Raw genomic sequence first — 20,823 nt, 5'->3', positions numbered from 1 at the left:
GTGACGGCTGGACGCTCGACCTGCGCATCTCGTGCCGCTGGTCGAAATCGCCAAGGGAGAAAGTACCAGCGACAGCACCGTCGACAAGCTGCATGCGGTCTTCGCGTCACTGGGCCGGGCACCCGTTCGAGTCAACCGCGGGCGCAATGTGGACGCGGAAGTCTTCGAACGGAGCATCGGTCGTGTGCCCGCTGAACTAGTGTCAAATCAAGGCGATTTTTTTGCCGGCTTTCAGCTGGACGCTTGACCCGTTGGAAGTTCGTTGTGAAATTCTTCAAGTGCATCGCAGGCTTAGCTACACAGGCGCTGTTCGCCGCAAGGCACTCGGCCATGTGGGTGGCAGTGTGTATGTTCTCCGGCGGATGCGCCACCGCAACGCCCGCCGTGCCCGTGGTCTTCCCCGGAGCATCCTGGTCGGCGGCGTATGAAGCGGAGCCGGGCAGCGCCTGCCGCCGCGACCTGGACGCTACTCGCGACTACATACGCACGCTGGACACCACCTCGCTCATGGCCGTGCAGGACGGCCGCGTGCTGTTCAGCGAGGGCCCGGTCCAGACCGTCAGCATCGTGTTCTCGGTGCGCAAGAGCGTGCTCTCGATGATGTACGGCAAGTACGTGGCCAACGGCACTATCGACCTCGACCGCACGCTGGCTGACCTGGGCATCGACGACGTGGGCGGCTTGCTGCCGATCGAGCGGCAAGCCAGGCTGCGCGACCTGCTCGCCGCGCGTTCAGGGGTCTACCACGCGGCCGCCAATGGCGGTGACGACGCGGCGGCAGCGCCCCCACGTGGATCGCATGTGCCCGGCAGCTACTTCTTGTACAACAACTGGGACTTCAACACTGCAGGCACCATCTTCGAACGCCTGACCGGGCAAAACATCTACCAGGCTTTCGCGGACGAGCTGGCCACGCCTCTACAGCTGGAAGATTTCGATCTTGCCCGCCATGCACGCAGCGGCGACGCGCGGCGCTCGCAGCACTTGGCCTACCCCTTCTACCTGTCCACGCGTGACATGGCACGCCTGGGTTACTTGATGCTGCGCCAGGGCGATTGGCGCGGCCAGCAACTCGTGCCGGCCGACTGGGTCGAACAAATGACGCACCAGACCACGCCCGCTGCACAGATGCATCCGCCGCACACGGCACGGCGGGGCTTCGGATATGGCTATCTGTGGTGGCTGCTCGAAGAGCCGCAAGACTCGCCGCTGAGCGGCGCCTACATGGCGTGGGGCGTGCATGGCCAGTACATTCTGGTCGTGCCGAAGCGGGAAATGGTGATCGCGCACAAGCGCGAGGTGCCGGTCGCGGGCAACTGGAATGTCAGCTGGGTTGGTCCGGCGGCATTCCTGCGCGCAGCGCGGATGTTGGCCGCAGCACCCTGTCGCATAGGGGAGCGGTAGGTATGCTGCTCGCATGGCGAACGGCGACAAGCAGCCGCCCGCCATCGAGATTTGCGATCACATTTATCAGTCGACCTTGACCAAGTCCTTAAAGATCAGTTGACCCCAGCTATTTCCGCGCGCCTGCACAAGCAGTCCACCTTCCGAAAGCCCGCCAAGCTTGATCGGCGAGAACCCGAGATTTTCCGCGAGCGCACCAATCTCCGCTGCTGCGCCGTCATCGTCGCTGGCCAGGAACACGACCCTCTTGCCACCATGTACGGTGGGATCTCGGCCAAGAACGGCAGCGACCAAATGGTTGAAGCCTTTGACCAGTCTTCCACCAGTGAAGGCCTGCGCGACGACCGTGGAGGAAGGCTGTCCTCCCAGCTGCTCAGGGGGCACGCCGTAGGCATTCGTCACATCGACGATGGTCTTCCCCTGCCAGGTGGACAGCGCCTTCGCGACATCCGGGTGCGACTCGAAGCGCACAGCCAAAAAGACGATGTCGGCCTTGACCGCTTCTGCCAACTTTCTGGGAATGATCGTAGGTCCGATCGCGGCCGCGGCGGAGGCAAAGCTTTCCGGGTCACGCGTGGTTGCGACAGACACTTCGATGCCCTTGCGGGCAAACGCCTTGGCCAGGGCCTGGCCGACAGGGCCGAAGCCGATGATTGCGTAGCTCATTGTCTTCCTTTGGTTTGTCACGCCCTGCCGGCTCCGAACGATCGAGCGACCCTCGGGCGTAGTGCGTCAGATTTGTGCCAGGCCGCCGTCAACGGCAACCTCGCTGGCGGTCATGAAGCTGCTGTCGGACGAGGCGAGAAAGACAGCCGCAGCCCCGAGCTCCGCCGGATCGGCCATGCGCTGGAGCGGATTCATCGCGGCGAAGACTTTCATCCCCTCTTCGCCCAGCGCGGCCTTCGCGAGTTCGGTTGCCGTCGGCCCGGGCGACAGCACGTTGACCCGGATGCCGGTGCCCTTCAGGTCCTCCGCCCAGGTCCGCGCGAGGTTGCGAACTGCGGCCTTGCTCGCGCTGTAGGCGCTGAACGCCGGGGCGCCCGTGGTGCCGGCGCTCGATCCGGTCAGGATGATCGAACCGCCCTCGCCCATCAGCGGCAGCGCCTTCTGGACCGTGAAGATCGTCCCCTTCACATTGGTGTCGAAGGTTTCATCGATGTGCTGGGCGGTGATCTGGCCGAGCGGAAGCGGGCTTCCCGCCCCGGCATTGGCGAACACGATGTCGAGGGTTCCGCGCTCAGCCTTCACCGCCGCGTAGAGCCGGTCGAGGTCGGCCGGATGGGAGACCGAGCCCTGCACCGCGCGGGCGTTGGGCCCGAGGTCTGCCACAGCGGCATCGAGCGCCTCCTGCCGGCGGCCGAAGATGAAGACGAAGGCGCCCTCCTCGATAAAGCGCTGTGCCGCGGCGCGGCCGATGCCGGTGGCGCCGCCGGTGATCACGGCGGTCTTTCCATTCAGTCTGGTCATGTCATGAATCCATAGTTTCGAGTTGCACAGAAGCAGGAATTGCTTGAGGACAAGTATGGAGTTCTGATAACCTAAGGACAAGTATGCACTTTTTGGTAAGTATCAAATAATGACGACGACGCCTTCTCATCCAACCTGCGGTACCGGCGGCTTTTCCTGCGGGCTCGACGCCACGCTGCGCATCATCTCGGGCAAGTGGAAACCGCTGATCCTGTTTTTCCTGCGCGACGGTCCGAGGCGTTATGGCGAGCTCAAGCGCTTGATCGAGGGTGTCAGCGACAAGGTGCTGATCCAGCATTTGAAGGATCTGGAGGCCGACCACGTGCTGGCGCGGACCGACTACAAGGAGGTGCCGCCGCGAGTGGACTACGCGCTGACCCCGCTCGGCCGCAGCCTGGCCGAGGCGATCGTCCCGCTGTGCACCTGGGGAACCGAGCACATGGCGGAAGTGGCCAGCATCTTCGCCAAGCGCGGCACTGTGCCCTAGCAGGGCGCTGAAGAAACGCTGAGTCGCTGCCCGCACCGCCTTCGCGTCCAGGCGAAGTCCGACACACCAACCGACATGAACATCATTGCGCCTGCGCGGCGGCCGATACCGCGGCACGCAGACCGAGCATGTAGCTGTCGACGCCAAATCCGCAAATCTGTCCTTTCACAATTTCCGCGAACACCGAGTGGTGGCGGAATTTCTCGCGCGCATGGATGTTCGACATGTGCAGTTCGACGACCGGTACCGTAAGGATCGCCAGCGCGTCGCGGATGCCGTAGCTGTAGTGCGTCCATGCGCCGGCGTTGATGAGCACCGCGTCCACTCCCTCGACGAAGCCGCGGTGGATGCGCTCGCACATCGCGCCTTCGCTGTTGGTCTGGAAGCTCTCGACCTTGGCGCCGAGTTCCTTGCCCAGTGCTTGCAATTTCGCGTCGATTTCGGCCAGCGTCATCGTGCCGTATTGCTTCGGGTCGCGCTTGCCGAACATGTTGTGATTGATGCCGTGCAGCATGAGGATCTTCATGGGGTTGTCTGCGTCTCGTTGCATCAGACCAAAGGAATGGTCATGCGTTCGATGGCGCTGCGCGTATCGGGACGCACGCCACGCCACCACAAGAAGGCTTCCGCCGCCTGTTCCACGAGCATGCCGACGCCGTCGGCCAGCTTCGGCACGCCGGCGTGCTGCGCCAGACGCAGGAAGGGCGTAAGACCCTTGCCATAGGCGAGCTCGTAGGCCAGCTTCGCACCTTGAAGCGTCTCGGCGGGCAGGGGCGGCAGCTCCCCCTTGAGGCTGGCCGAGGTGCCGTTGATGACGATGTCGAATCGCTCTCCTGCCAGATCGCCGTAGCCGCAGCATTGCACGTGGCCGTGCCCAGCGAACTGCCTTGCAAGATCGGTGGCCTTTGCCTCTGTGCGGTTCGCCAATACGACGACGTTCGGTTGTTGCGCGAGAAAGGGCAGCAGTGCGCCACGCACCGCACCGCCAGCGCCGATCACCAGCATGCGCGCCCCCTTGAGCGAGAAGCCCAGGTTGCGCTGGATGTCGTTGGTCAGGCCCACGCCGTCGAAGTTGTCGGCAATGATGCGGTCGCCCTCGAACTTGAGCGCATTGGTGGCGCCGGCGAGTTCGGCGCGTTCGAGCCGTTCGGTGGCCAGCGCATAGGCCTGCAGCTTGAAGGGCGCCGTGACGTTCATTCCTCGCCCGCCTGACTTCCGAAATGCGTGCACGTCGTCGGCGAAGCGGTCGAGCGAGCCCTCGATCGCGCTGTAGTCGATGTCCTGGCCGGTCGCTTGCGCGAAGCTGCCGTGGATCATCGGCGACTTGGTGTGTCCTATCGGATTGCCGATCACGGCGTACTTGTCGGTCATCAGCGTCTCCTTACTTGCTGTAGAGCACGCCATCGGCCTGCATGTCGGCGATCTGTGCCGCGTCGAAGCCGAGGCTGGCCGCGATTTCCGCGTTGTGCTCACCCAGTTCGGGCGCTGCCTGCGTGATCGAGGTGTCGCACCCCGACATGCGAAAGGGCAGGTTCGGCAGGCGGATCTTCCCGAGCACCGGGTGGTCCTGCTCGACCACCATGCCGCGCGCACGGATCTGCGGATCGGCCAGCACTTCGTCGATGCGCTGAACCTTGGCCGCCGGCACGTCGATGCCCTCCAGCAGCTTCAGCACCTGCGCGACCGGCTGCGCCGCAACCCACGGCTTCACCACTTCGAGGATCTCCGCGCGATGGGCATTGCGCCCGGCTGACGCGTGCAGCCGCGTGTCGCTGCCGAACCCCACAGGGCCACCATTCTTTTCGACCAGCGCGGCAAAGCGCTTCCACGCGTCGTCCACCTGCGCGGCGATCACGAGGTCACCATCTTGCGCGCGGAACACGCCGTAGAGCGTGGAATTGGGCATGTCGTGCCCGGTCTGCACCGGCACTTCCTGTCCGTTGGAAAGCGTGTAGCACTGCACCGCGTACTCGTGCATCGACACCAGCGTGTCGTACAGCGCCATGTCGATGTGCTGCCCGCGGCCGGACTTCACGCGCCCCAGCAGCGCTGCATTGATCGCGGCGACCGCATGGATGCCGGTGTACATGTCGCCCAGCGAGATGCGCAGCAGCGGCGGCGCCTCGCCAGGGTTGCCCACCATCTGCATGATGCCGCTCTTGGCTTCGGCGATCAGGCCGAAGCCAGCGCGGTGCGAGTCGGGGCCGGTGTGGCCGTAGGCCGAGATCGAGCAGTACACGAGGCCGGGGTTGGTTTCGGCGAGTTCGGCATAGCCCAGGCCGAGCTTGTCGAGCGCACCGGGGCGGTAGTTCTCGACGAACACGTCGGCACTGTCGACCAGCTTCTTCATCAGCGCGCGGCCGCGCGGATCTTTCGTGTTCACGCTGAGCCCCTTCTTGCCCATGTTCTGCTGCAGGAAGTAGCCGCTGTGGTCGCCGACGAACCACGCATGCTGACGCCCCGCATCGCCCGTGCCGGGGCGCTCCACCTTGATGACCTCCGCACCGAGCGCGGCGAGGCAGCGCCCGACATAGGGGCCGGCCAGGAAGTGGCTGTAGTCGATGACGCGGAAGCCGGCCAGCGGCAGCGCTTGTTGTGACGCTGCGCTCATACCGGCTTCCTCGGCACCATCACGCGGTGCTCGCCCTTTTGCACGACCTCGTCGCGCTGGTTGATGAGTTCGGAAGGCAGCACGAGGATGCCCCAGCCCGGCTTGCTTTTCGATTCGCGTTTGCTGCCGACGTGGAATTTCACGCGCACCGTATCGCCGAGCTTGATGGGGGCTACAAAGCTCCATTCCCATCCGAGGGACATGCCCGGCATGAAGCGCATGTCGCTCTTCGTCTTGAGCCCATCGGCCACCGACAGGCCGAACAGTCCGTGCGCCACGCGGGTGCCGAACGGTGTGGTGCGCGCATAGGCTTCGTCGGTATGAACGGGGGTGTGGTCGCCGGTGAGGTCTGCATACGCCATCACGCGGGCCTCCGTCACTTCATAGGGCGGGCTTGTGCATTCCTGGCCGACGACGGCGTCGTCCCAGTACTTGTCTTCAATGGTCAAGGCGGTCATGGTGTGTGTGTCTCTGTATTGGGATGACGGTTCTTCAGGCGCGGGGATCGATGGCAAGCGCGCGCGCCACGGCGCCAGCGCTGGCCTGGATGAATTCGACGGCCAGGCCGTCCGGCAGGCGCAGCCAGTTGCGGCCCTGCGGCATTTCGGTCACGCCGAAGGTCTCTGCTGCGGTGAGTGCGGCTTCGAGGTCTTCGCACATCACGCCGAGATGGCCGAGGCGGCCTTCAGGCCCTGCGTAGTCCGGCTTGGCCATGAACTGCATGCCGCCGAGGGTCCAGTACTGCACCGGCTCTTCGAGCGTGCCCTGTACTTCGCGCATCGTCATGCCGCAGACGTCGTGGAAGAACTTGATGTGCCAGTGGATGTCCTTCACCCAGATGGCGACGTGTTCCACATAGGCGCGCGGCGTGCTCATTTCACCTCCAGCCGGCGTTCGATGCCCTTGATGGCGGCAACCAGCGTCTGGTTCACCGGCGTCGGCACGTTGTGCTTGAGTCCGGCGCGCACCACCGAGCCGTTGATGAAGTCGATCTCGGTGATGGAGCCTTTCTCCAGGCTCTGCAGCATCGAGGTCTTGAATTCGTAGGGCAGGCCTTCGGCGGCCATCACCCATGCATCGCGCGGGGACTTGATCGACAGCTTCACGCCGATCGCCTGCGCGACGGCCATTGCCTCGGTCACGGCCGCGATGGCCGTGGCCTCGATCTCGGGCACCGCGTAGAGGCTGCCGTACACCTGGCCCGTGATGCCGCTCAGCGCGCCCGTCGAGACGTTGATGAGCAGCTTGTCCCACATCACGCCCATGATGTTGTCGCTGACCTCGCAAGGCAGCCCGGCACGATCGAACTCGGCTGCGATGGCCCTGGCGCGTTCGCTCACGTTGCCGTCGAGCTCGCCGATCACCGTGCGCTTGCCGCGCGTGCCGGCCATGATGCGGCCCGGGCCGAGCAGAACGCCGCCAACGTAGGTCTTGCCGGCCAGCACATGCGCGCGGCCGGCGACGTCGGCCAGGATCTCCTCGTGGCCCATGCCGTTCTGCAGCGACATCAGCGCGGTGTCGGGCCCGATGATCGACAACGCGCCTTCGATGGCGGCGCGCGTGTGGAAGGACTTGACCAGCACGACCACCAGGTCGGCTGGTGCCAGGCCCTCGACGCTTGTCGATGCGCGCACCTTGACGCGGCGTTCCGAGTCGCCCTCCTTCATGAGGAGACCGTCGCGATGGATGGCGTCGACGTGCGCCTGGAACGGATCGATGAGCGTGACGTCCGACCCGCCGGCCGCAAGCGTGCCGCCGATGGCACAGCCGAGGGCGCCTGCGCCAAGGAAGTAGATTTTCATGCCTGTCTCTCGAAGGGGTGTCTCGAAGGGATGTCTCGAAGGAATGCCCTGAAGATAAGTTTCGATGAACATTTCGTCCATGACATGGGACGAATGGTCTACATTCCGTTTTGAAATGAATGCAGACGATGACAACCTCGATGCGAGCGCGGGCTTGCTCAGCCTCAAGCTGCTGCGCCTGTTTGACCTGATCTACACCACGCAGAGCGTGACGCGCGCGGCCGACCAGCTCGGCCAAAGCCAGCCGACGGTGAGCAACTGGCTGGGCCGGCTGCGGAGGCACCTGGGCGACGAGCTGTTCGTGCGCACCGCGGCAGGCATGCAGCCCACGCCGCGCGCGGAAGAACTGATCGTTCCGGCGCGCGAGGCACTGGCGGCGCTGCGCCGTGTGGCCGCGCCGCCCGAAGCGTTCGATCCATCGACCTCAAGGCGGCGCTTCCGTATCTGCATGACGGATGCCAGCCACATCACGCTGCTGCCGCAACTGCTCGCGCACGTTCGCGCCGTGGGCCCCGGCATCCGCCTGGAGGCTGCGCGCATCGATGAGGAAACCGGACAGGCGCTGCAGTCCGGCCAGGCCGACCTTGCGATCGGACTGGTGCCATGGCTCGAGTCAGGCTTCTATCAACAGGTGCTCTATCCGCAAGACTGGGTGTGCCTGGTCAATGCCAAACACCCGCGGGTCGCAGCAAAAGGCATGGGCTTGCGCGACTTCAAGGCCGAAGCACACATCGGCATCGTCGGCGGTACGGGCGTTCAGCTGTTGGAGGCGGCGCTGTTGCGGCACCGCGTCGAACGGCGCATCTTGCTGGAGTTGCCCGGTTTCCTGGGACTGGCCGCCATCGTGTCGACCACCGACCTCGTGGCCACGGTGCCCCGCCAGATCGGCGAGACACTGGCACGCACCAACGGGCTCGCTGTCTTTGATTGCCCGGTGCCTGTGCCACCCTTCACCGTCAAGCAGCACTGGCATGCGCGCTACAACCAGGACCCGGCGAATCGCTGGTTGCGTGGCTTGTGCGAGCGGCTTTTTGCCAGGAAATCGAACGCGCGTAAATAGAGGCCTTTCGCCGGCGGCGGCCGGCTCTACCGCGGTCGACTACGCGGGCGCCCTGCCCTTGACCGCCCACGCCAGCGCCGCATACGAGCGCGCACCATCGGCTTCGCCGTCGAGATAGGCCGCCTGTACAGCCTCGCGCAGACGCGAGCGCGCGTCCGCCTCCAGTGTGGCGACGTATTCCGCGCCAGGGCCGTCCTTGCCCTCGTAGGGACCCCAATAGTCCGCGAATGACGTGAACTCCATCCGGATCGTGAGCGTCGCTTCTTCCACGCCCCTGAACCCGGCCTCGCGCCACGCCTTGGCGAGTTCGCCGGGCCGCGTCATGGGCCGTGTGTAGTTGCGGGCGCGGCGCGCGCCGGCCTCGGGGTCGAGCATGGCGGCGGTGTCGAAGAACATGCGGTTGGAGACCCAGCCGCCCCTCACGTCCCACACCGCCGCACCGACCACGGCGCCGGGCTTCGCGACGCGGCGCATCTCGGCAATAGCCTTGCCCGGCTCCGGAACAAAGTGCAGCACCAGCAGCGAGAGCACGCGGTCGAAGCTCTGCGCCGGGTACGGCAGCGCGCAGGCGTCGGCCACCTCGAAGGAGATGCGCGCATCCTCGTTGTGGCGCCTGGCCTGTTCGATGTAGGGCTGCGCGAGGTCCACGCCCCGCACTTCTCCGGCGCCGGTGCGTCGCGCCACGGCAAAGGCCAGGTGGCCGGTGCCGCATCCGACGTCGAGGATGCGGTCGCCGTCTGCGGTACCGGTGAAGTCTAGAAAAGGCAGCGCGAGGAGGCGGCTCCATCGGCCCATCAACCGTTCATAGCCCTCGCCGTCGGTGGCGACGAAGGTCGAAGAAGTGGTGCTCATGGCAATCCCTCCGCACGGCCGGGCGCATTGGAAATTGCCGTGCAGACAGATGCTATGCCTCGGCCGATGGTGGCGTCAACGCCGCAGGTTCGCCGCAACAGGTGGAGTGCGTCAGATGCGAAGGCCTCTGACGAACGCGCGACGGCAGGATCTGCTTGTAGCCACTCGCACAACCGCAGCCTGCTTCGTGCAAGACCCTCATTGCAGCATCGGCGCGAGGGAACCGCGGCCTAAACTTTTAGCCATCCATAGGCCCGTCCTCAGCCCCTTCATGTCGCACCCCGCCGCATTGCCCAACATTCCTAGCCACGCTTCATGGATGGCAGTGAACAACCCTGACCTCGTTTCGAAAAGGCCCACTCCATGAACTCCTCCATCGTCGAGCACCTCAGGCGCGCTGGCCACCTGGACCGCATCTTCGTCGACGGCGAATGGGTCCTGCCCGACACGCAAGCGCGCAGCGCCGTCATCGACCCATCGACCGAAGAGCCTGTCGCCGAGATCGCACTGGGCAGTGCAAGGGATGTCGCCGCGGCCGTGGTGGCCGCACGGCGCGCCTTCACCACCTGGTCCGTGAGCTCCGCCCAGAGCCGGGCCTTGCTGCTGGACCGCATCCACGCCCTGATCCTGGAGCGCGTCGAACTGTTCGCCCAGGCGATCTCGCTGGAGATGGGCGCGGCCATCGGCTTCGCGCGCCTCACACAGGTGCCGTCCGCCGCGGAGCACATCCGCGTGGCCCGCGACAACGCGCGCAGCTATGCGTTCGTCACCCATCGCGGTGACATGGCCCTCGTGCGCGAAGCCATCGGCGTGTGCGGCCTGATCACCCCCTGGAACTGGCCGCTCTACCAGATCACCGCCAAGGTCGGCGCCGCCCTGGCCGCCGGCTGTACGGTGGTCCTGAAGCCCAGCGAGCTGTCGCCCCTGAGCGCCCTGCTCTTTGCCGAGGTGATGCACGACGCGGGCGTTCCGCCGGGGGTGTTCAACCTGGTGAACGGCAGTGGAGCGGAAGTCGGCGCCGCCTTGGCCGAGCATCCGGACGTGGACATGATCTCGTTCACCGGCTCGACCCGGGCCGGTGTGCTGGTGGCCCAGGCGGCGGCCCCGACGGTCAAGCGCGTGGCCCAGGAACTCGGCGGCAAGTCGCCCAACCTGATCCTGCCGGATGCGGACCTCTCTGTGGCCGTGCCCAAGGGCGTGGCATCCGCCTTCCGCAACGTCGGCCAATCCTGCAGCGCGCCCACACGCATGATCGTGCCCCGCGCGCGCCTGCCGGAGGTGGAACGGCTCGCGCTCGAAGCGGCATCGGGCTTCGTCGTGGGCGATCCGCGGTCGCAGCAGACCACGCACGGGCCGGTGGCCAACCGCGCGCAGTTCAACCGGGTGCAGGAAATGATCGGCGTCGGCATCGCCGAAGGTGCGCAGCTGCTTTGCGGCGGCCTGGGACGGCCGGAGGGCCTGGAGCGCGGCTTCTACTGCCGGCCAACCATCTTCAGCGCGGTGCACTCCCAGATGCAGATCGCACAGGAGGAGATCTTCGGCCCGGTGCTCGCGATCATTCCCTACGACAGCGTGGACGAGGCGGTGGAGATTGCCAACGACACCGTCTATGGCCTGGGCGCCCATGTGCAAGGCCAGGACCTGGCCGCGGCGCGTGCCGTGGCGGCGCGCATCCGCTCCGGGCAGGTGCACATCAACTACCCGGCCTGGAACCCCAACGCCCCCTTCGGTGGCTACAAGCGCTCGGGCAATGGCCGCGAGTACGGCATCGAAGGTTTCGAGGAGTACCTTGAAACGAAAGCCATTCTCGGCTTTCAGGATGCCTCGGCACCCAGCAACAACTGACCGACTTTCAGTGAAGACATCGCGCATCGCGCAGGAGCAATCATGACCGTGGCCCTAGTACTGCATCGCGCCGATGGCGCGCCCGTTTCAACCGCTTTCCGCAGAGCGCCGTTCGGCAAGGACGATCCCTTTGCGCGGCATCGCGAGATCGCGTGGGAAGGACCGGGCGAGATGAGCGCCGGCCGAACCAGCTTCATTGGTGAGCTGGAAGTCGCGAGCTATCCCCACATCGAAACCATCGTCGTGGTCGAAGGCGAACTGACCCTGACGGCGGCGGGGAAAGCCCCGCTGGTGGTCGGTCCCCAAGCGGGTGCCGTCATCGGAAGCGGCACCTCGCTTCGTATCGAGGCCGGATCCCGTGTGCGCTTCGTGTTCTGCGCGGCCGCCTGCGACAAGCCGACGAAGCGCGGCGTCTTTCCCTTGCACGCCGACGCCAACTTCACGCCTACCGGCACGCTGCCCGCCGAAGTGCTGCTGGGCCCCATGCCGGAGTGCCGCAGCGACAAGGTCTTCACCGATGACGCCGCGCAGTACCTTGCGGGCGCCTGGGATTCGACCCCCTACCACCGGATCGTTCGCGCGCATCGCATGAACGAGTTCATGCATCTCGTGGCGGGCAGCGTGCGCTTCGCCGCCCCCGACGGCGGCGTGCTGTCCGTTGGCACGGGCGATTCGCTCTTCGTGCCCCAGGGCGCATCGATCGGGTGGGAAAGCAGCGATCGCGTGGCGAAGTTCTACGTGTGCCAAACCGTCCCGGCTTGAACAGGCGAGCGAGATTCATCATGTCGCCTCCGCTGCAACACATCAACACCTCTCCCAAACCACCGGCTTCGGCGGACGTCGTCGTCATCGGCGGCGGCATCATCGGCGTCTTCACCGCCTACTACCTGGCCAAGCGCGGCCTTTCGGTGGCGCTGGTGGAAAAGGGCCGGATCGGCGCCGAGCAATCGAGCCGCAATTGGGGCTGGTGCCGGCAGCAGAACCGCGACGCCCGCGAACTGCCATTGGCGAGCAAGAGCCTCGACCTGTGGGAACAATTTGCCGCCGAGAGCGGTGAAGACACGGGCTTTCATCGCTGCGGGCTGCTGTATCTCAGCAATGACGAAGCCGAGATCTCCCGCTGGGCCAGCTGGCGCGATTTTGCGAAGACCGCCGGCGTGACGACCCACATGCTGAGCAGCCGCGAGGCCGCCGAGCGTGGTCAGGCCACCGGCCGCGCCTGGAAAGGCGGCGTCTTCTCGCCCAGCGATGGCACCGCCGATCCTGCCAAGGCTGCGCCGGCCGTGGCCGCTGCGCTCATTAAGCTCGGAGGCAGCGTCCATCAGAACTGCGCCGCCCGCGGCATCGAGACCGAAGGCGGTCGGGTCAGCGCTGTCGTGACCGAAGCCGGCGTCATCAAGACCAAAACGGTCGTGATGGCTGGTGGCGCCTGGGCGTCCTCGTTCTGCCGTCAGCTGGGGATCCGCTTTCCGCAGGCCTCGATTCGCCAATCCATCCTGAGCGTGTCCGCCGTGGAACATCGCTTGCCGGATGCCGTGGTGAGCGCCGGCGTGTCCGCCACGCGCCGCAACGACGGACGCTACGCACTGGCCATCAGCGGCCGTGCGCGCGTGGATCCGACAGGTCAGTTCCTGCGCTTCGCTCCGCAGTTCGTGCCCATGTTCGCCAAGCGCTGGCGCAACCTGCGTCCGGGCGGTTTGGAAGCCATTCGGAGTGGCCATGAAACGCTGGCGCGGTGGCGGCTCGATGCGCCAACGCCCATGGAACGCGTGCGCATCCTCGATCCCAAGCCCGATCCCGTGAGCATCAAGGACACCCACCGCCGCGCGATCGAACTGCTGCCCCAACTTCGCGACGCCAAGATCACGCACGCGTGGGCTGGCTACATCGACAGCACGCCGGACGGTGTTCCCGGCATCGGCGAAGTGCCGGGGCTGCCGGGATTCATTTTGGCCGCAGGCTTTTCCGGCCACGGCTTCGGTATCGGCCCCGGCGCCGGCCACCTGATCGCGGACCTGGCCAGCGGCGGCGAACCGATCGTCGATCCCGTGCCGTACAGGCCGGAGCGGTTCAGTGGCTCGGCATGGGGCAAGGTCGCTGAGTTCTAGCATCGATGTTCTCGAGCGATGTGATCGTGGTCGGCGGCGGCCTGGTCGGCACGGCGGTTGCCTATGGACTGGGCAACTCGGCAAGAAGGTCACAGTCCTGGATGAAGGCGACGATGTGTTTCGCGCATCACGCGGGAACTTCGGCCTGATCTGGGTCCCCGGCAAGGGCCGCGGCTTTCCGCAATATGCCCGCTGGACCCGGCGGGTGCCGAGCTGATCGTTTTCACGTGCTCGTCGACCTCGCCGGCCATCGATATCGCGCGCCAGACGGTGAGTCTGCCGATCCTCAAGATCGACGATCCCCTCTACGCCTGCGTGGCAAGCGCGCCGGGCCGCGTCGGCCTGGTCTGCACGGCCTCGTCGACGGTCGCACCGAGCCAGGCACTGCTGGCTGCGCACGCGAAGGGCGCCGGCCGGGATATTGCAGCGGAGAGCGTCCTGTGCGCGGCCGCCTTCGACGCGCTGGCCAGTGGCCGGCGGGACCTGCACGATCGCCTCGTGTGCGAGGCCGCGGCAGAGTTGGCGCCGCGCGTCGATCGCATCGTCCTGGCGCAAGCCTCGCTGGCGCACCTGGCTGAACCGCTCGCCGCTCAACTGGGGCTGCCGGTGTTCGCGAGTCCGGAATTGTTGGTGCAAGAGGTGGTCTCCCGGGTGCGGGGATTCGGCCTGATTTGCCCGCCACGGCCGAAGCTACCGCCGCCCGCGGATGGCGGCCTGAGACCCGTCGTCATCGCGCGGTTCTTCGTCTCCAGGGTGGCGGCGCAAGAGATTGGCGCAGCATCGTCAGAAAGGCCGTTGCCCGCGCGCTTCGCCCGAAGCGGGTGCCCAGCATGGCGACGACGTCGGCGGGAGGAACCTCCCAGCTCGCAAGCACCCGTTTGAGCCGACCGGCTGCCAGATCGGCGGCGACGTTCCACTCCGACCGGATTGCGACGCCCCGGCCTGCCACCGCCCACTCGCGCACCACCGCGCCGTCATTGCTGCACATGGTGGGACGGATGCGGACGGTCTCCGGCTCGCGCGAAGCGTGCACGAAGCGCCACAGCGTGACGTCCTCGTCGTTCTCTCTCACCACCAGGCACCGATGCCGCAGCAAGTCTGAAGGCGACTGAATCGGCGAAGCACTGGCGAGATAGTCCGGGCTGGCGCAGAGGATGCGTCGGTTGGGTGCCAGCGTCGTGACGATCTGGTTCTGGGCACCAGGCGGTCCGATGTGGACGATGACGTCGCTGCTCTCGAGCAGGTGCGCACCGGGATGGTCGGCAAGGTCCAGGGTGACCGTCACGCCAGGATGCGCTTTTGCAAACGCATCGACCACGGGTGAGACATGCAGCCGCCCGAAACCATGCGGGGCGGCTATGCGTAGATGGCCGCTGACGGCCTTCTTGCGATTGGCCAATGCCTCGGACAGCGCCTCCATCGCGTCGGCCACGATTGTTCCGTGCGATGCGACCAGATCGCCTTCATCGGTCAGGACCATCCTGCGGCCGGAACGGTCGATCAGCCGGATGCCGATTCGTGCTTCCAGCGCTTGCAGGCGCTGGGTGACGGCCGGCGGCGTGACATCCATCTTCCGGGCAGCTTCAGCGAGCGACGCGGACCGGGCCAACACGTTGAAGAAGCGCAGATCCTCAGAGCTGATCATTTAGTTGAACCTTAACTCGCTATGCAGGTTCGATAAATTGTAGGTTCAATCGATCAGGCGCAACATCCGGCTATCTGACTTGGTCGGTGCCGGTCCGCATCCCGCAGGCCGCATCGGACAAGCACAACTCGGAGCCCGACATTGGTCCAGGCCATAGCCATGAAGCAGACGCAAGCCGAACAGATCGTGGTGCTGGTCCCGTTTGCCACGGAACACCTTGAAGGCGCCCTCCAGCTTTCGCAGGAGATGTCCTGGCCCTATCGGCTCGAGGACTGGGCCATCGCGCTCGAGCTCGGCCAGGGCTTCGTGCTCTGCGACCGCGCCGGTCAAGTGATCGCGACCGCGGCCTGGTGGGCCTACGGCGAAGATCATGCGTCATGCGGGATGATCATCGTCTCCAAGGCTGCTCAAGGCCGTGGCTACGGGGCGCGGCTGATGGATGCGCTGCTGGCAGCGGCGCACCCGCGGACCATCACGCTCAACTCGACGGCCGAAGGCCTGGCGCTTTATGAAAGGCGCGGCTTTGTCCGCATCGGCGTCATCCAGCAGCATCAAGGCGTTCCTCACGAGCGCCACCAGGCGCCACCGGCCAGCCTGGTCAGGGCGATGGCGCCATCGGATGTCGAAGCAGTCGCGCATCTGGACCTGAAGGCCTCCGGCTGGGCCAGGCGGCAGATGCTGGATCGGCTCATCCAGGCCGGTAACGGCCACGTGCTCGTGCGTGACGGCGAGCCGCGCGGCTATGCCATTTCACGCCCGTTCGGTCGTGGTCACGTCATCGGTCCCGTGGTCGCCGAAAGTGCGGCCGATGCGCGCGCCTTGATCGAAGCCGCGCTCGCACGTCTCGGCCAGGTTTTCGTCCGCGTCGACACCTCGGCCACCTCGCAGCTCGGGGACTGGCTCGAAAGCATCGGCCTCTGCCAGGTCAGTGACGCCACCACCATGGTCAAGGGGCCGCACATCCCGCCGGCGGGGCCGGCACGCATGTTCGCGCTGGCCAACCAGTCGTTCAACTAGGAGACATCACGATGACGCGCTCGAAGACACCGGAAACGCCGACAACTTGGGAAACGCCGCTATGAAGCTGGCCTCGTATTGGCTCGACACCTCGGAACCCTTCCGCAGTGCCACTGCAGGACCGGTGCAGGGCAGCTGCGACGTGGCGGTGATCGGCGGCGGCCTGACCGGCTGCTCGGCTGCGCTGGCGCTTGCCAAGAAAGGTGCACGCGTCGTGCTCCTGGAAGCCGAGACCATCGGGAACGCCGCCTCGGGTCGCAACGGCGGCATGTGCAACAACGGCTTTGCCCAGGACTACGGGATGATGTCGGCCAAACTCGGCAAGGATGTCGCCGACCGGCTCTACCGGGCCTTCGATGCCGGCGTCGATATGGTCGAGCGCCTGGTGGCCGAGGAGAACATCGACTGCAGCTTCGCGCGCGTCGGCAAGATCAAGCTCGCGGCCAAGCCCGAGCACTACGACAAGCTGGCGCGCAGCCAGGAACTGCTGGCGGCCAACGTCGACCCCGACACGGAAATGGTGAGCCGCGCCGACATAGCCCGCGAGGTCGGGTCGGACCGCTTCTACGGCGGACTGATCTACCGCAAAGGCGCCGGCATGCATGTCGGGCGCTTCGTGCGTGGCCTGGGCGAAGCCGCGGCGCGGCGCGGCGTGGAGATCCACGAGCATGCGCCGATGACCGGCTTGCGACCGGCCCCCGGCGGAGGGCACCAGATCGAAACGCCGAAGGGCCGGCTCCATGCCAAGCAGGTTCTGCTGGCGAGCGGAACCTCGCAGACGGGGCCACTGGGTTGGATCCGACGCCGCATCGTGCCGGTCGGCGCGTTCCTGATCGTCACCGAGCCGCTGCCAACAGAGACGCTCGATCGGCTGTTGCCGCGGCGCCGGATGGCGGTCGATACGAAGAACCTCGTCAACTACTTTCGAACGACGCCCGACAACCGGCTGCTCTTCGGTGGACGCGCCCGCTTCGCCGTCTCCAACCCGAACTCGGACGAGAAGAGTGGCGCGATCCTCAAGGCCGCGCTGCACGAGGTCTTCCCCGAGCTTCGCTCCGCGCGCATCGACTATTGCTGGGGCGGCATGGTCGACATGACGCGTGACCGCCTGCCGCGCGCCGGCGAGCGCAACGGCATCTACTACTCGATGGGCTACAGCGGCCACGGCACCCAGATGTCGACCCTGATGGGGACGATCATGGCCGAGGTCATGGACGGGCGCGCCGAACTCAATCCCTGGAAAGACTTCGACTGGCCGGCGATCCCGGGCCATGTCGGACCCCCGTGGTTCCTGCCGCTGGTAGGGGCCTATTACCGGCTCAAGGACAAGCTCGCCTGAGCCCATCTCTCGCCACTCACAGATCGAGGAGACAACCATGAACGAGCACCAGAATCTCAACCGCCTGATCGGCGCCGAGGAAAGCACGCGTCTGATGGGTCAGCTGCAGCGCGGCGCCAGCCGCCGCGACGTGCTGGCGATGCTGGTGGCCGGCGGCATGCAGGCCACGCTGGCGGGCAGCGTAGCGATGCTGGCCACCACGGCAAATGCGCAGACGCCGCGCAAGGGCGGCCGCATCCGGGTCGCGGGTACCTCTTCGGGCGTGAACGACACGCTCGATCCCGCCAAGCAGGCCAACGGCACCGACTACGCCCGCGGCTTCATGTTCTACAACGGCCTGACTTACCTGGACGGCAGCCTCGCCGCGCAGCCGCAGCTGGCCGAGGAGTTCACAACCAAGGACGCCAAGACATGGGTCTTCAAGCTGCGCAAGGGCGTGAGCTTCCACGACGGCAAGCCGCTGACGCCGGCCGACGTGGTGTTCTCAATCATGCGGCACAAGGACCCCGCGACCGCGTCGAAGGCCAAGGTCCTGGCCGACCAGATCGAACAAGTCACCGCGACCGGCCCCAACGAGGTGACCTTCCGCCTGACCTCGCCCAACGCCGACCTGCCCGTGATCCTGGGCACCTACCACTTCCACATCGTCAAGGAAGGCACGACCGACTTCAGTGCCGGCATCGGCACCGGCCCCTACAAGCTCAAGGAGTTCAAGCCCGGTGTGCGCTCCATCGCCGTGCGCAACGAGAACTACTGGAAGCCGAACCGTCCGTATCTGGACGAGATCGAGTTCCTGGCCATCACCGATGAGTCGGCGCGCGTCAACGCGCTGTTGGGCGGCCAGCTGGACTTGATCAGCGCGGTCGACCCGCGTTCGGTCGAACGCGTGAAGGCCACCGGCCAGCACGCGATCTTCGAGTCCAAGGCGGTCTCGTACACGGACTTGATCATGCGCATCGATCGCAGCCCGGGCTCCAACCCGGATTTCGTGCTGGCCATGAAGCACCTGTTCAATCGCGAGCAGATGCTCAAGACCATCGCGCAGGGCTATGGCGTGGTGGCCAACGACCAACCCATCGGCCCGGCCAGCCGCTTCCACTTCAAGGGCCTGCCGCAGCGTGCGTACGATCCCGAGAAGGCCAAGTGGCACCTTCAAAAGGTCAACCTGGGCAGCACCCCCGTTCCGGTGGTGGTCTCGCCCGCCGCGGTCAACTCGGTGGAAATGACGCTGCTGCTGCAGCAGGCGGCCCAGCAGATCGGACTGAATCTGGAGGTCAAGCGCATGCCTGCCGACGGGTACTGGTCGACGCACTGGATGAAGCACCCGGTGGGTTTCGGCAACGTCAACACGCGCCCCAGCGCCGACCTGGCGTTGACCTTGTTCTTCAAGTCCGAAGCGCCCTGGAACGAAGCGGGCTGGAAGAACGAGAAATTCGACCAGCTGCTGGTGGCCGCGCGCGGCGAAACCGACGCGGCCAAGCGCGCCCAGATGTATGCGGACATGCAGGTGATGATTCACAACGAAGGCGGCATCGGGATCCCGATGTTCATCTCCAGCATCGATGGCCACGTCAGCAAGCTCAAGGGCCTGTCGCAGATTCCGCTCGGCGGGATGATGGGCTCCAGCTTCGCCGAACACGTCTGGCTGGAAGCATGACTTTGCTGGGTTGGCCACATTTGAGCGAATGTCGGTCTCAGGTTTCTCCCGGCTTCCAGTCTGGGCTGAAGCCACCCAGTGTGGGGTGGTACATCTCGTCGCCATCGTGCTGAGTGAACTCGACGTTCAATCGGTCGTCACGTAGGCCCAGCAGCTCGATGCAATGAGCGCACAACGCTTTGGCTACCGCCATCCGAAGTTCGGCTGGCCGGCCCCGGCGGATGTCCAACATCAGCAAGGAAACGGGAACAGGAACCTTGCCCACTTCGGCGATGCGCCAGATACCGCCTGCGCCCAATTCCCGAATTGCTACGGATATCCGCCGAATATCAACGCTCATCATCGAAGCATAGGTCTCGCACATCCGAGCCGCGAGCTGTTGCTTCAAGTCCTCGGGATAGCTGTCGTTGACGTCGAGTTGCAGGTAAGGCACAGGATTTCCTTGGAAAATCTAACGCTCGGCTTTCGAAAGCAGGTCGCGGATATGGGCCTCGAGAGTCGTCGCGCCCCGCAGCGCGTCGTCGGGCATGTCGAAGCCGCCGTCAAGGCTGACCGCTGTCATGCGCGCGTAGGAGTCCGCAGCAGCCTCGGAGAAGCCGAGGCCCTGGAACGCCTCTTTCCACTCGTCGCGCGAGATGACATCGACGCCCACGGGCGCGCCAAGCGCCTGCGAGAAGGCCTTCGCCACGTCCGCCGAGGAATACCGTCTCGGGCCCCCCACATATCGGATGCCGATGTCGTCCGGCGCAGACACCAGTCTCTGCGCTGCGATCTCGCCCAAGTCGAGCGGCGCGACCATCGGAATGAGCAAGTCGGCGGGGTACATCGTCTGCAGCGTTCCAGTCTTGCGAACAGCGTCGAGCTGGCCGTCCCAGTTGCTCATGTAGTACGCGCCACGGTTGATCGCCGCGGGGATCGGTTGCCGCCGCAGCCCTTCTTCGAGTTCCCACAGCACGTTGAGGTCGCCGATGCGATCGCCGGGCTGCGCGCCAGCGGTCGATGCCGCGACGACCTTCTCCAGTCCCGATCCGTCCAGCGCGGAAAGTATGTTCGCGACCGTTCGCCTCTCGACTGCATCGGTGTCCGCAGAGGTATCGGCGTTTGGGTTGAGCAGGAAGGCACGACTACCGCGCCGGAATGCAGCGCGCAGTGACGCCACTTCGTTGACGTTCGCCTCCACGATTTCGGCGCCTTCCCTGAGCCACGCGCCAGCGCGGTTCGCGTCATGCGTGACGATCGCTACCTGTTCGCCGCGCGCAAGCAGAGCCGCCGCTGTCGCCGAGCCGACGTGACCCGTTCCACCCATGATGACGTACATCTGCGCTTCTCCTGTTCGTCGCGTGTATAGGAACGGATAGCTTTGTGGCTAAAGGGCGTCTCGTCTGTAGGCGTGATTCGACAACCGGTGATCTGCTTGCACCGGGGCTCGTTGCGCGCAGCGACGTGATGTCCGGACGCTTACTCGCCGCCATCTGCAGACCCTCGGAGTGAAACTGCCGAGTAGCTTCGGCTTGCTCGAAACGAGGGGC

General features: G+C 65.6%; 22 protein-coding genes and 2 pseudogenes. 12 read left to right on the top strand and 12 right to left on the bottom strand.

The features are described 5' to 3' along the window. The first annotated feature begins 31 nt into the window (after positions 1-31). Both BLR24_RS05520 and BLR24_RS05515 read left to right on the top strand, forming a co-directional pair. Positions 32-247 (top strand): 3-hydroxyacyl-CoA dehydrogenase NAD-binding domain-containing protein, encoded by a 216-nt coding sequence (locus BLR24_RS05520; RefSeq protein ID WP_175543187.1) that lies wholly within the window; start codon positions 32-34, stop codon positions 245-247. Positions 248-264: 17 nt separating this feature from the next. Next, a complete protein-coding gene (locus BLR24_RS05515; RefSeq protein ID WP_254787178.1) occupies positions 265-1,404 on the top strand; it encodes a serine hydrolase domain-containing protein in 1,140 nt (379 codons plus the stop codon). Between the two features lie 66 nt (positions 1,405-1,470). Here the strand turns inward: BLR24_RS05515 and BLR24_RS05510 are convergent, their stop codons facing one another. After that, the gene (locus BLR24_RS05510; RefSeq protein ID WP_368086186.1) at positions 1,471-2,091 is read right to left on the bottom strand and encodes an NADPH-dependent F420 reductase; all 621 of its coding nucleotides are present in this window, start codon (positions 2,089-2,091) and stop codon (positions 1,471-1,473) included. 45 nt (positions 2,092-2,136) lie between these two features. After that, positions 2,137-2,871, bottom strand: coding sequence for an SDR family NAD(P)-dependent oxidoreductase (locus BLR24_RS05505; protein ID WP_093013836.1), 735 nt, complete (start codon positions 2,869-2,871; stop codon positions 2,137-2,139). Between the two features lie 109 nt (positions 2,872-2,980). On the opposite strand from BLR24_RS05505, the gene BLR24_RS05500 reads away from it, so the two are divergent. After that, complete coding sequence (locus tag BLR24_RS05500; protein ID WP_093013833.1) at positions 2,981-3,358, top strand: winged helix-turn-helix transcriptional regulator; 378 nt, start codon at positions 2,981-2,983, stop codon at positions 3,356-3,358. 82 nt (positions 3,359-3,440) lie between these two features. On the opposite strand, the gene aroQ is transcribed toward BLR24_RS05500, so the two are convergent. The 6 genes from aroQ to BLR24_RS05470 are packed head-to-tail and all read right to left on the bottom strand — an operon-like array spanning position 3,441 to position 7,771. Beyond that, a complete protein-coding gene (gene aroQ / locus BLR24_RS05495; RefSeq protein WP_093013830.1) occupies positions 3,441-3,884 on the bottom strand; it encodes a type II 3-dehydroquinate dehydratase in 444 nt (147 codons plus the stop codon). 23 nt (positions 3,885-3,907) lie between these two features. Then, the gene (gene aroE / locus BLR24_RS05490; protein WP_093013827.1) at positions 3,908-4,729 is read right to left on the bottom strand and encodes a shikimate dehydrogenase; all 822 of its coding nucleotides are present in this window, start codon (positions 4,727-4,729) and stop codon (positions 3,908-3,910) included. Between the two features lie 10 nt (positions 4,730-4,739). Then, on the bottom strand, positions 4,740-5,969 hold the full coding sequence (locus BLR24_RS05485) for a CaiB/BaiF CoA transferase family protein (protein WP_093013824.1): 1,230 nt from the start codon (positions 5,967-5,969) through the stop codon (positions 4,740-4,742). Next, a complete protein-coding gene (locus BLR24_RS05480; protein WP_093014743.1) occupies positions 5,966-6,418 on the bottom strand; it encodes a MaoC family dehydratase in 453 nt (150 codons plus the stop codon). Before BLR24_RS05480 ends, BLR24_RS05485 begins: the two co-directional genes overlap by 4 nt. A gap of 43 nt (positions 6,419-6,461) precedes the next feature. Next, positions 6,462-6,845 carry a VOC family protein gene (locus tag BLR24_RS05475; protein WP_093013821.1) on the bottom strand — a complete coding sequence of 128 codons (384 nt, stop codon included), beginning with the start codon at positions 6,843-6,845 and terminating at the stop codon, positions 6,462-6,464. Next, positions 6,842-7,771, bottom strand: a complete 930-nt coding sequence (locus BLR24_RS05470; protein ID WP_093014740.1) for a ketopantoate reductase family protein — start codon at positions 7,769-7,771, stop codon at positions 6,842-6,844. The genes BLR24_RS05475 and BLR24_RS05470 overlap by 4 nt, the downstream gene beginning before the upstream one ends. A gap of 115 nt (positions 7,772-7,886) precedes the next feature. On the opposite strand from BLR24_RS05470, the gene BLR24_RS05465 reads away from it, so the two are divergent. After that, on the top strand, positions 7,887-8,831 hold the full coding sequence (locus tag BLR24_RS05465; protein ID WP_093013818.1) for a LysR family transcriptional regulator: 945 nt from the start codon (positions 7,887-7,889) through the stop codon (positions 8,829-8,831). Positions 8,832-8,870: 39 nt separating this feature from the next. Here BLR24_RS05465 and BLR24_RS05460 read toward each other — a convergent pair whose 3' ends face one another. After that, entirely contained in the window at positions 8,871-9,683 is an 813-nt protein-coding gene (locus BLR24_RS05460) for a class I SAM-dependent methyltransferase (protein ID WP_093013815.1), read from the bottom strand. Positions 9,684-10,046: 363 nt separating this feature from the next. Here BLR24_RS05460 and BLR24_RS05455 point away from each other — a divergent pair, with 363 nt between their 5' ends. From BLR24_RS05455 to BLR24_RS30970, 5 genes and pseudogenes are all read left to right on the top strand, one after another. Beyond that, entirely contained in the window at positions 10,047-11,528 is a 1,482-nt protein-coding gene (locus BLR24_RS05455; protein WP_093013811.1) for an aldehyde dehydrogenase family protein, read from the top strand. A gap of 42 nt (positions 11,529-11,570) precedes the next feature. Further along, positions 11,571-12,290, top strand: a complete 720-nt coding sequence (locus BLR24_RS05450; RefSeq protein ID WP_093013808.1) for a cupin domain-containing protein — start codon at positions 11,571-11,573, stop codon at positions 12,288-12,290. Positions 12,291-12,310: 20 nt separating this feature from the next. Beyond that, positions 12,311-13,636, top strand: coding sequence for an NAD(P)/FAD-dependent oxidoreductase (locus tag BLR24_RS05445; protein WP_093013805.1), 1,326 nt, complete (start codon positions 12,311-12,313; stop codon positions 13,634-13,636). A gap of 5 nt (positions 13,637-13,641) precedes the next feature. Beyond that, positions 13,642-13,832 (top strand): annotated as a pseudogene (locus BLR24_RS30975) (FAD-dependent oxidoreductase); the annotation flags it as partial. After that, positions 13,763-14,215, top strand: a pseudogene (locus BLR24_RS30970) (aspartate/glutamate racemase family protein); the annotation flags it as partial. The pseudogenes BLR24_RS30975 and BLR24_RS30970, both read left to right, overlap by 70 nt. A 148-nt stretch (positions 14,216-14,363) precedes the next feature. On the opposite strand, the gene BLR24_RS05430 reads toward BLR24_RS30970, so the two are convergent. Further along, entirely contained in the window at positions 14,364-15,281 is a 918-nt protein-coding gene (locus BLR24_RS05430; RefSeq protein ID WP_093013802.1) for a LysR family transcriptional regulator, read from the bottom strand. 159 nt (positions 15,282-15,440) lie between these two features. On the opposite strand from BLR24_RS05430, the gene BLR24_RS05425 reads away from it, so the two are divergent. From BLR24_RS05425 to BLR24_RS05415, 3 genes are all read left to right on the top strand, one after another. Then, positions 15,441-16,298 (top strand): GNAT family N-acetyltransferase, encoded by an 858-nt coding sequence (locus BLR24_RS05425; RefSeq protein ID WP_217636288.1) that lies wholly within the window; start codon positions 15,441-15,443, stop codon positions 16,296-16,298. A gap of 61 nt (positions 16,299-16,359) precedes the next feature. Continuing rightward, positions 16,360-17,637: an NAD(P)/FAD-dependent oxidoreductase gene (locus BLR24_RS05420; RefSeq protein ID WP_093013799.1), complete on the top strand. Its 1,278-nt coding sequence runs from the start codon at positions 16,360-16,362 to the stop codon at positions 17,635-17,637. 37 nt (positions 17,638-17,674) lie between these two features. Then, positions 17,675-19,294 (top strand): ABC transporter substrate-binding protein, encoded by a 1,620-nt coding sequence (locus BLR24_RS05415; protein WP_093013796.1) that lies wholly within the window; start codon positions 17,675-17,677, stop codon positions 19,292-19,294. 37 nt (positions 19,295-19,331) lie between these two features. Here the strand turns inward: BLR24_RS05415 and BLR24_RS05410 are convergent, their stop codons facing one another. Continuing rightward, positions 19,332-19,727, bottom strand: coding sequence for a tautomerase family protein (locus BLR24_RS05410; protein WP_093013793.1), 396 nt, complete (start codon positions 19,725-19,727; stop codon positions 19,332-19,334). Between the two features lie 18 nt (positions 19,728-19,745). Continuing rightward, entirely contained in the window at positions 19,746-20,612 is an 867-nt protein-coding gene (locus BLR24_RS05405) for an NmrA family NAD(P)-binding protein (RefSeq protein WP_093013790.1), read from the bottom strand. Positions 20,613-20,823 lie beyond the last annotated feature (211 nt).

This window comes from Variovorax sp. OV700 (assembly GCF_900099805.1).
Classification (GTDB): Bacteria; Pseudomonadota; Gammaproteobacteria; order Burkholderiales; family Burkholderiaceae_C; genus Variovorax.
Note: the sequence above shows the minus strand (reverse complement) of the source record. Positions and strands in the feature narration are given on the sequence as shown.

Coding starts and splice junctions, on each gene's coding strand:
- BLR24_RS05485 (WP_093013824.1), bottom strand. CDS start 5,969: ATGAGCGCAGCGTCACAACAAGCGCTGCCGCTGGCCGGCTTCCGCGTC.
- BLR24_RS05455 (WP_093013811.1), top strand. CDS start 10,047: ATGAACTCCTCCATCGTCGAGCACCTCAGGCGCGCTGGCCACCTGGAC.
- aroQ (WP_093013830.1), bottom strand. CDS start 3,884: ATGAAGATCCTCATGCTGCACGGCATCAATCACAACATGTTCGGCAAG.
- BLR24_RS05415 (WP_093013796.1), top strand. CDS start 17,675: ATGAACGAGCACCAGAATCTCAACCGCCTGATCGGCGCCGAGGAAAGC.
- BLR24_RS05445 (WP_093013805.1), top strand. CDS start 12,311: ATGTCGCCTCCGCTGCAACACATCAACACCTCTCCCAAACCACCGGCT.
- BLR24_RS05500 (WP_093013833.1), top strand. CDS start 2,981: ATGACGACGACGCCTTCTCATCCAACCTGCGGTACCGGCGGCTTTTCC.
- BLR24_RS05470 (WP_093014740.1), bottom strand. CDS start 7,771: ATGAAAATCTACTTCCTTGGCGCAGGCGCCCTCGGCTGTGCCATCGGC.
- BLR24_RS05475 (WP_093013821.1), bottom strand. CDS start 6,845: ATGAGCACGCCGCGCGCCTATGTGGAACACGTCGCCATCTGGGTGAAG.
- BLR24_RS05405 (WP_093013790.1), bottom strand. CDS start 20,612: ATGTACGTCATCATGGGTGGAACGGGTCACGTCGGCTCGGCGACAGCG.
- BLR24_RS05420 (WP_093013799.1), top strand. CDS start 16,360: ATGAAGCTGGCCTCGTATTGGCTCGACACCTCGGAACCCTTCCGCAGT.
- BLR24_RS05465 (WP_093013818.1), top strand. CDS start 7,887: ATGAATGCAGACGATGACAACCTCGATGCGAGCGCGGGCTTGCTCAGC.
- BLR24_RS05505 (WP_093013836.1), bottom strand. CDS start 2,871: ATGACCAGACTGAATGGAAAGACCGCCGTGATCACCGGCGGCGCCACC.
- BLR24_RS05450 (WP_093013808.1), top strand. CDS start 11,571: ATGACCGTGGCCCTAGTACTGCATCGCGCCGATGGCGCGCCCGTTTCA.
- aroE (WP_093013827.1), bottom strand. CDS start 4,729: ATGACCGACAAGTACGCCGTGATCGGCAATCCGATAGGACACACCAAG.
- BLR24_RS05460 (WP_093013815.1), bottom strand. CDS start 9,683: ATGAGCACCACTTCTTCGACCTTCGTCGCCACCGACGGCGAGGGCTAT.
- BLR24_RS05425 (WP_217636288.1), top strand. CDS start 15,441: ATGAAGCAGACGCAAGCCGAACAGATCGTGGTGCTGGTCCCGTTTGCC.
- BLR24_RS05430 (WP_093013802.1), bottom strand. CDS start 15,281: ATGATCAGCTCTGAGGATCTGCGCTTCTTCAACGTGTTGGCCCGGTCC.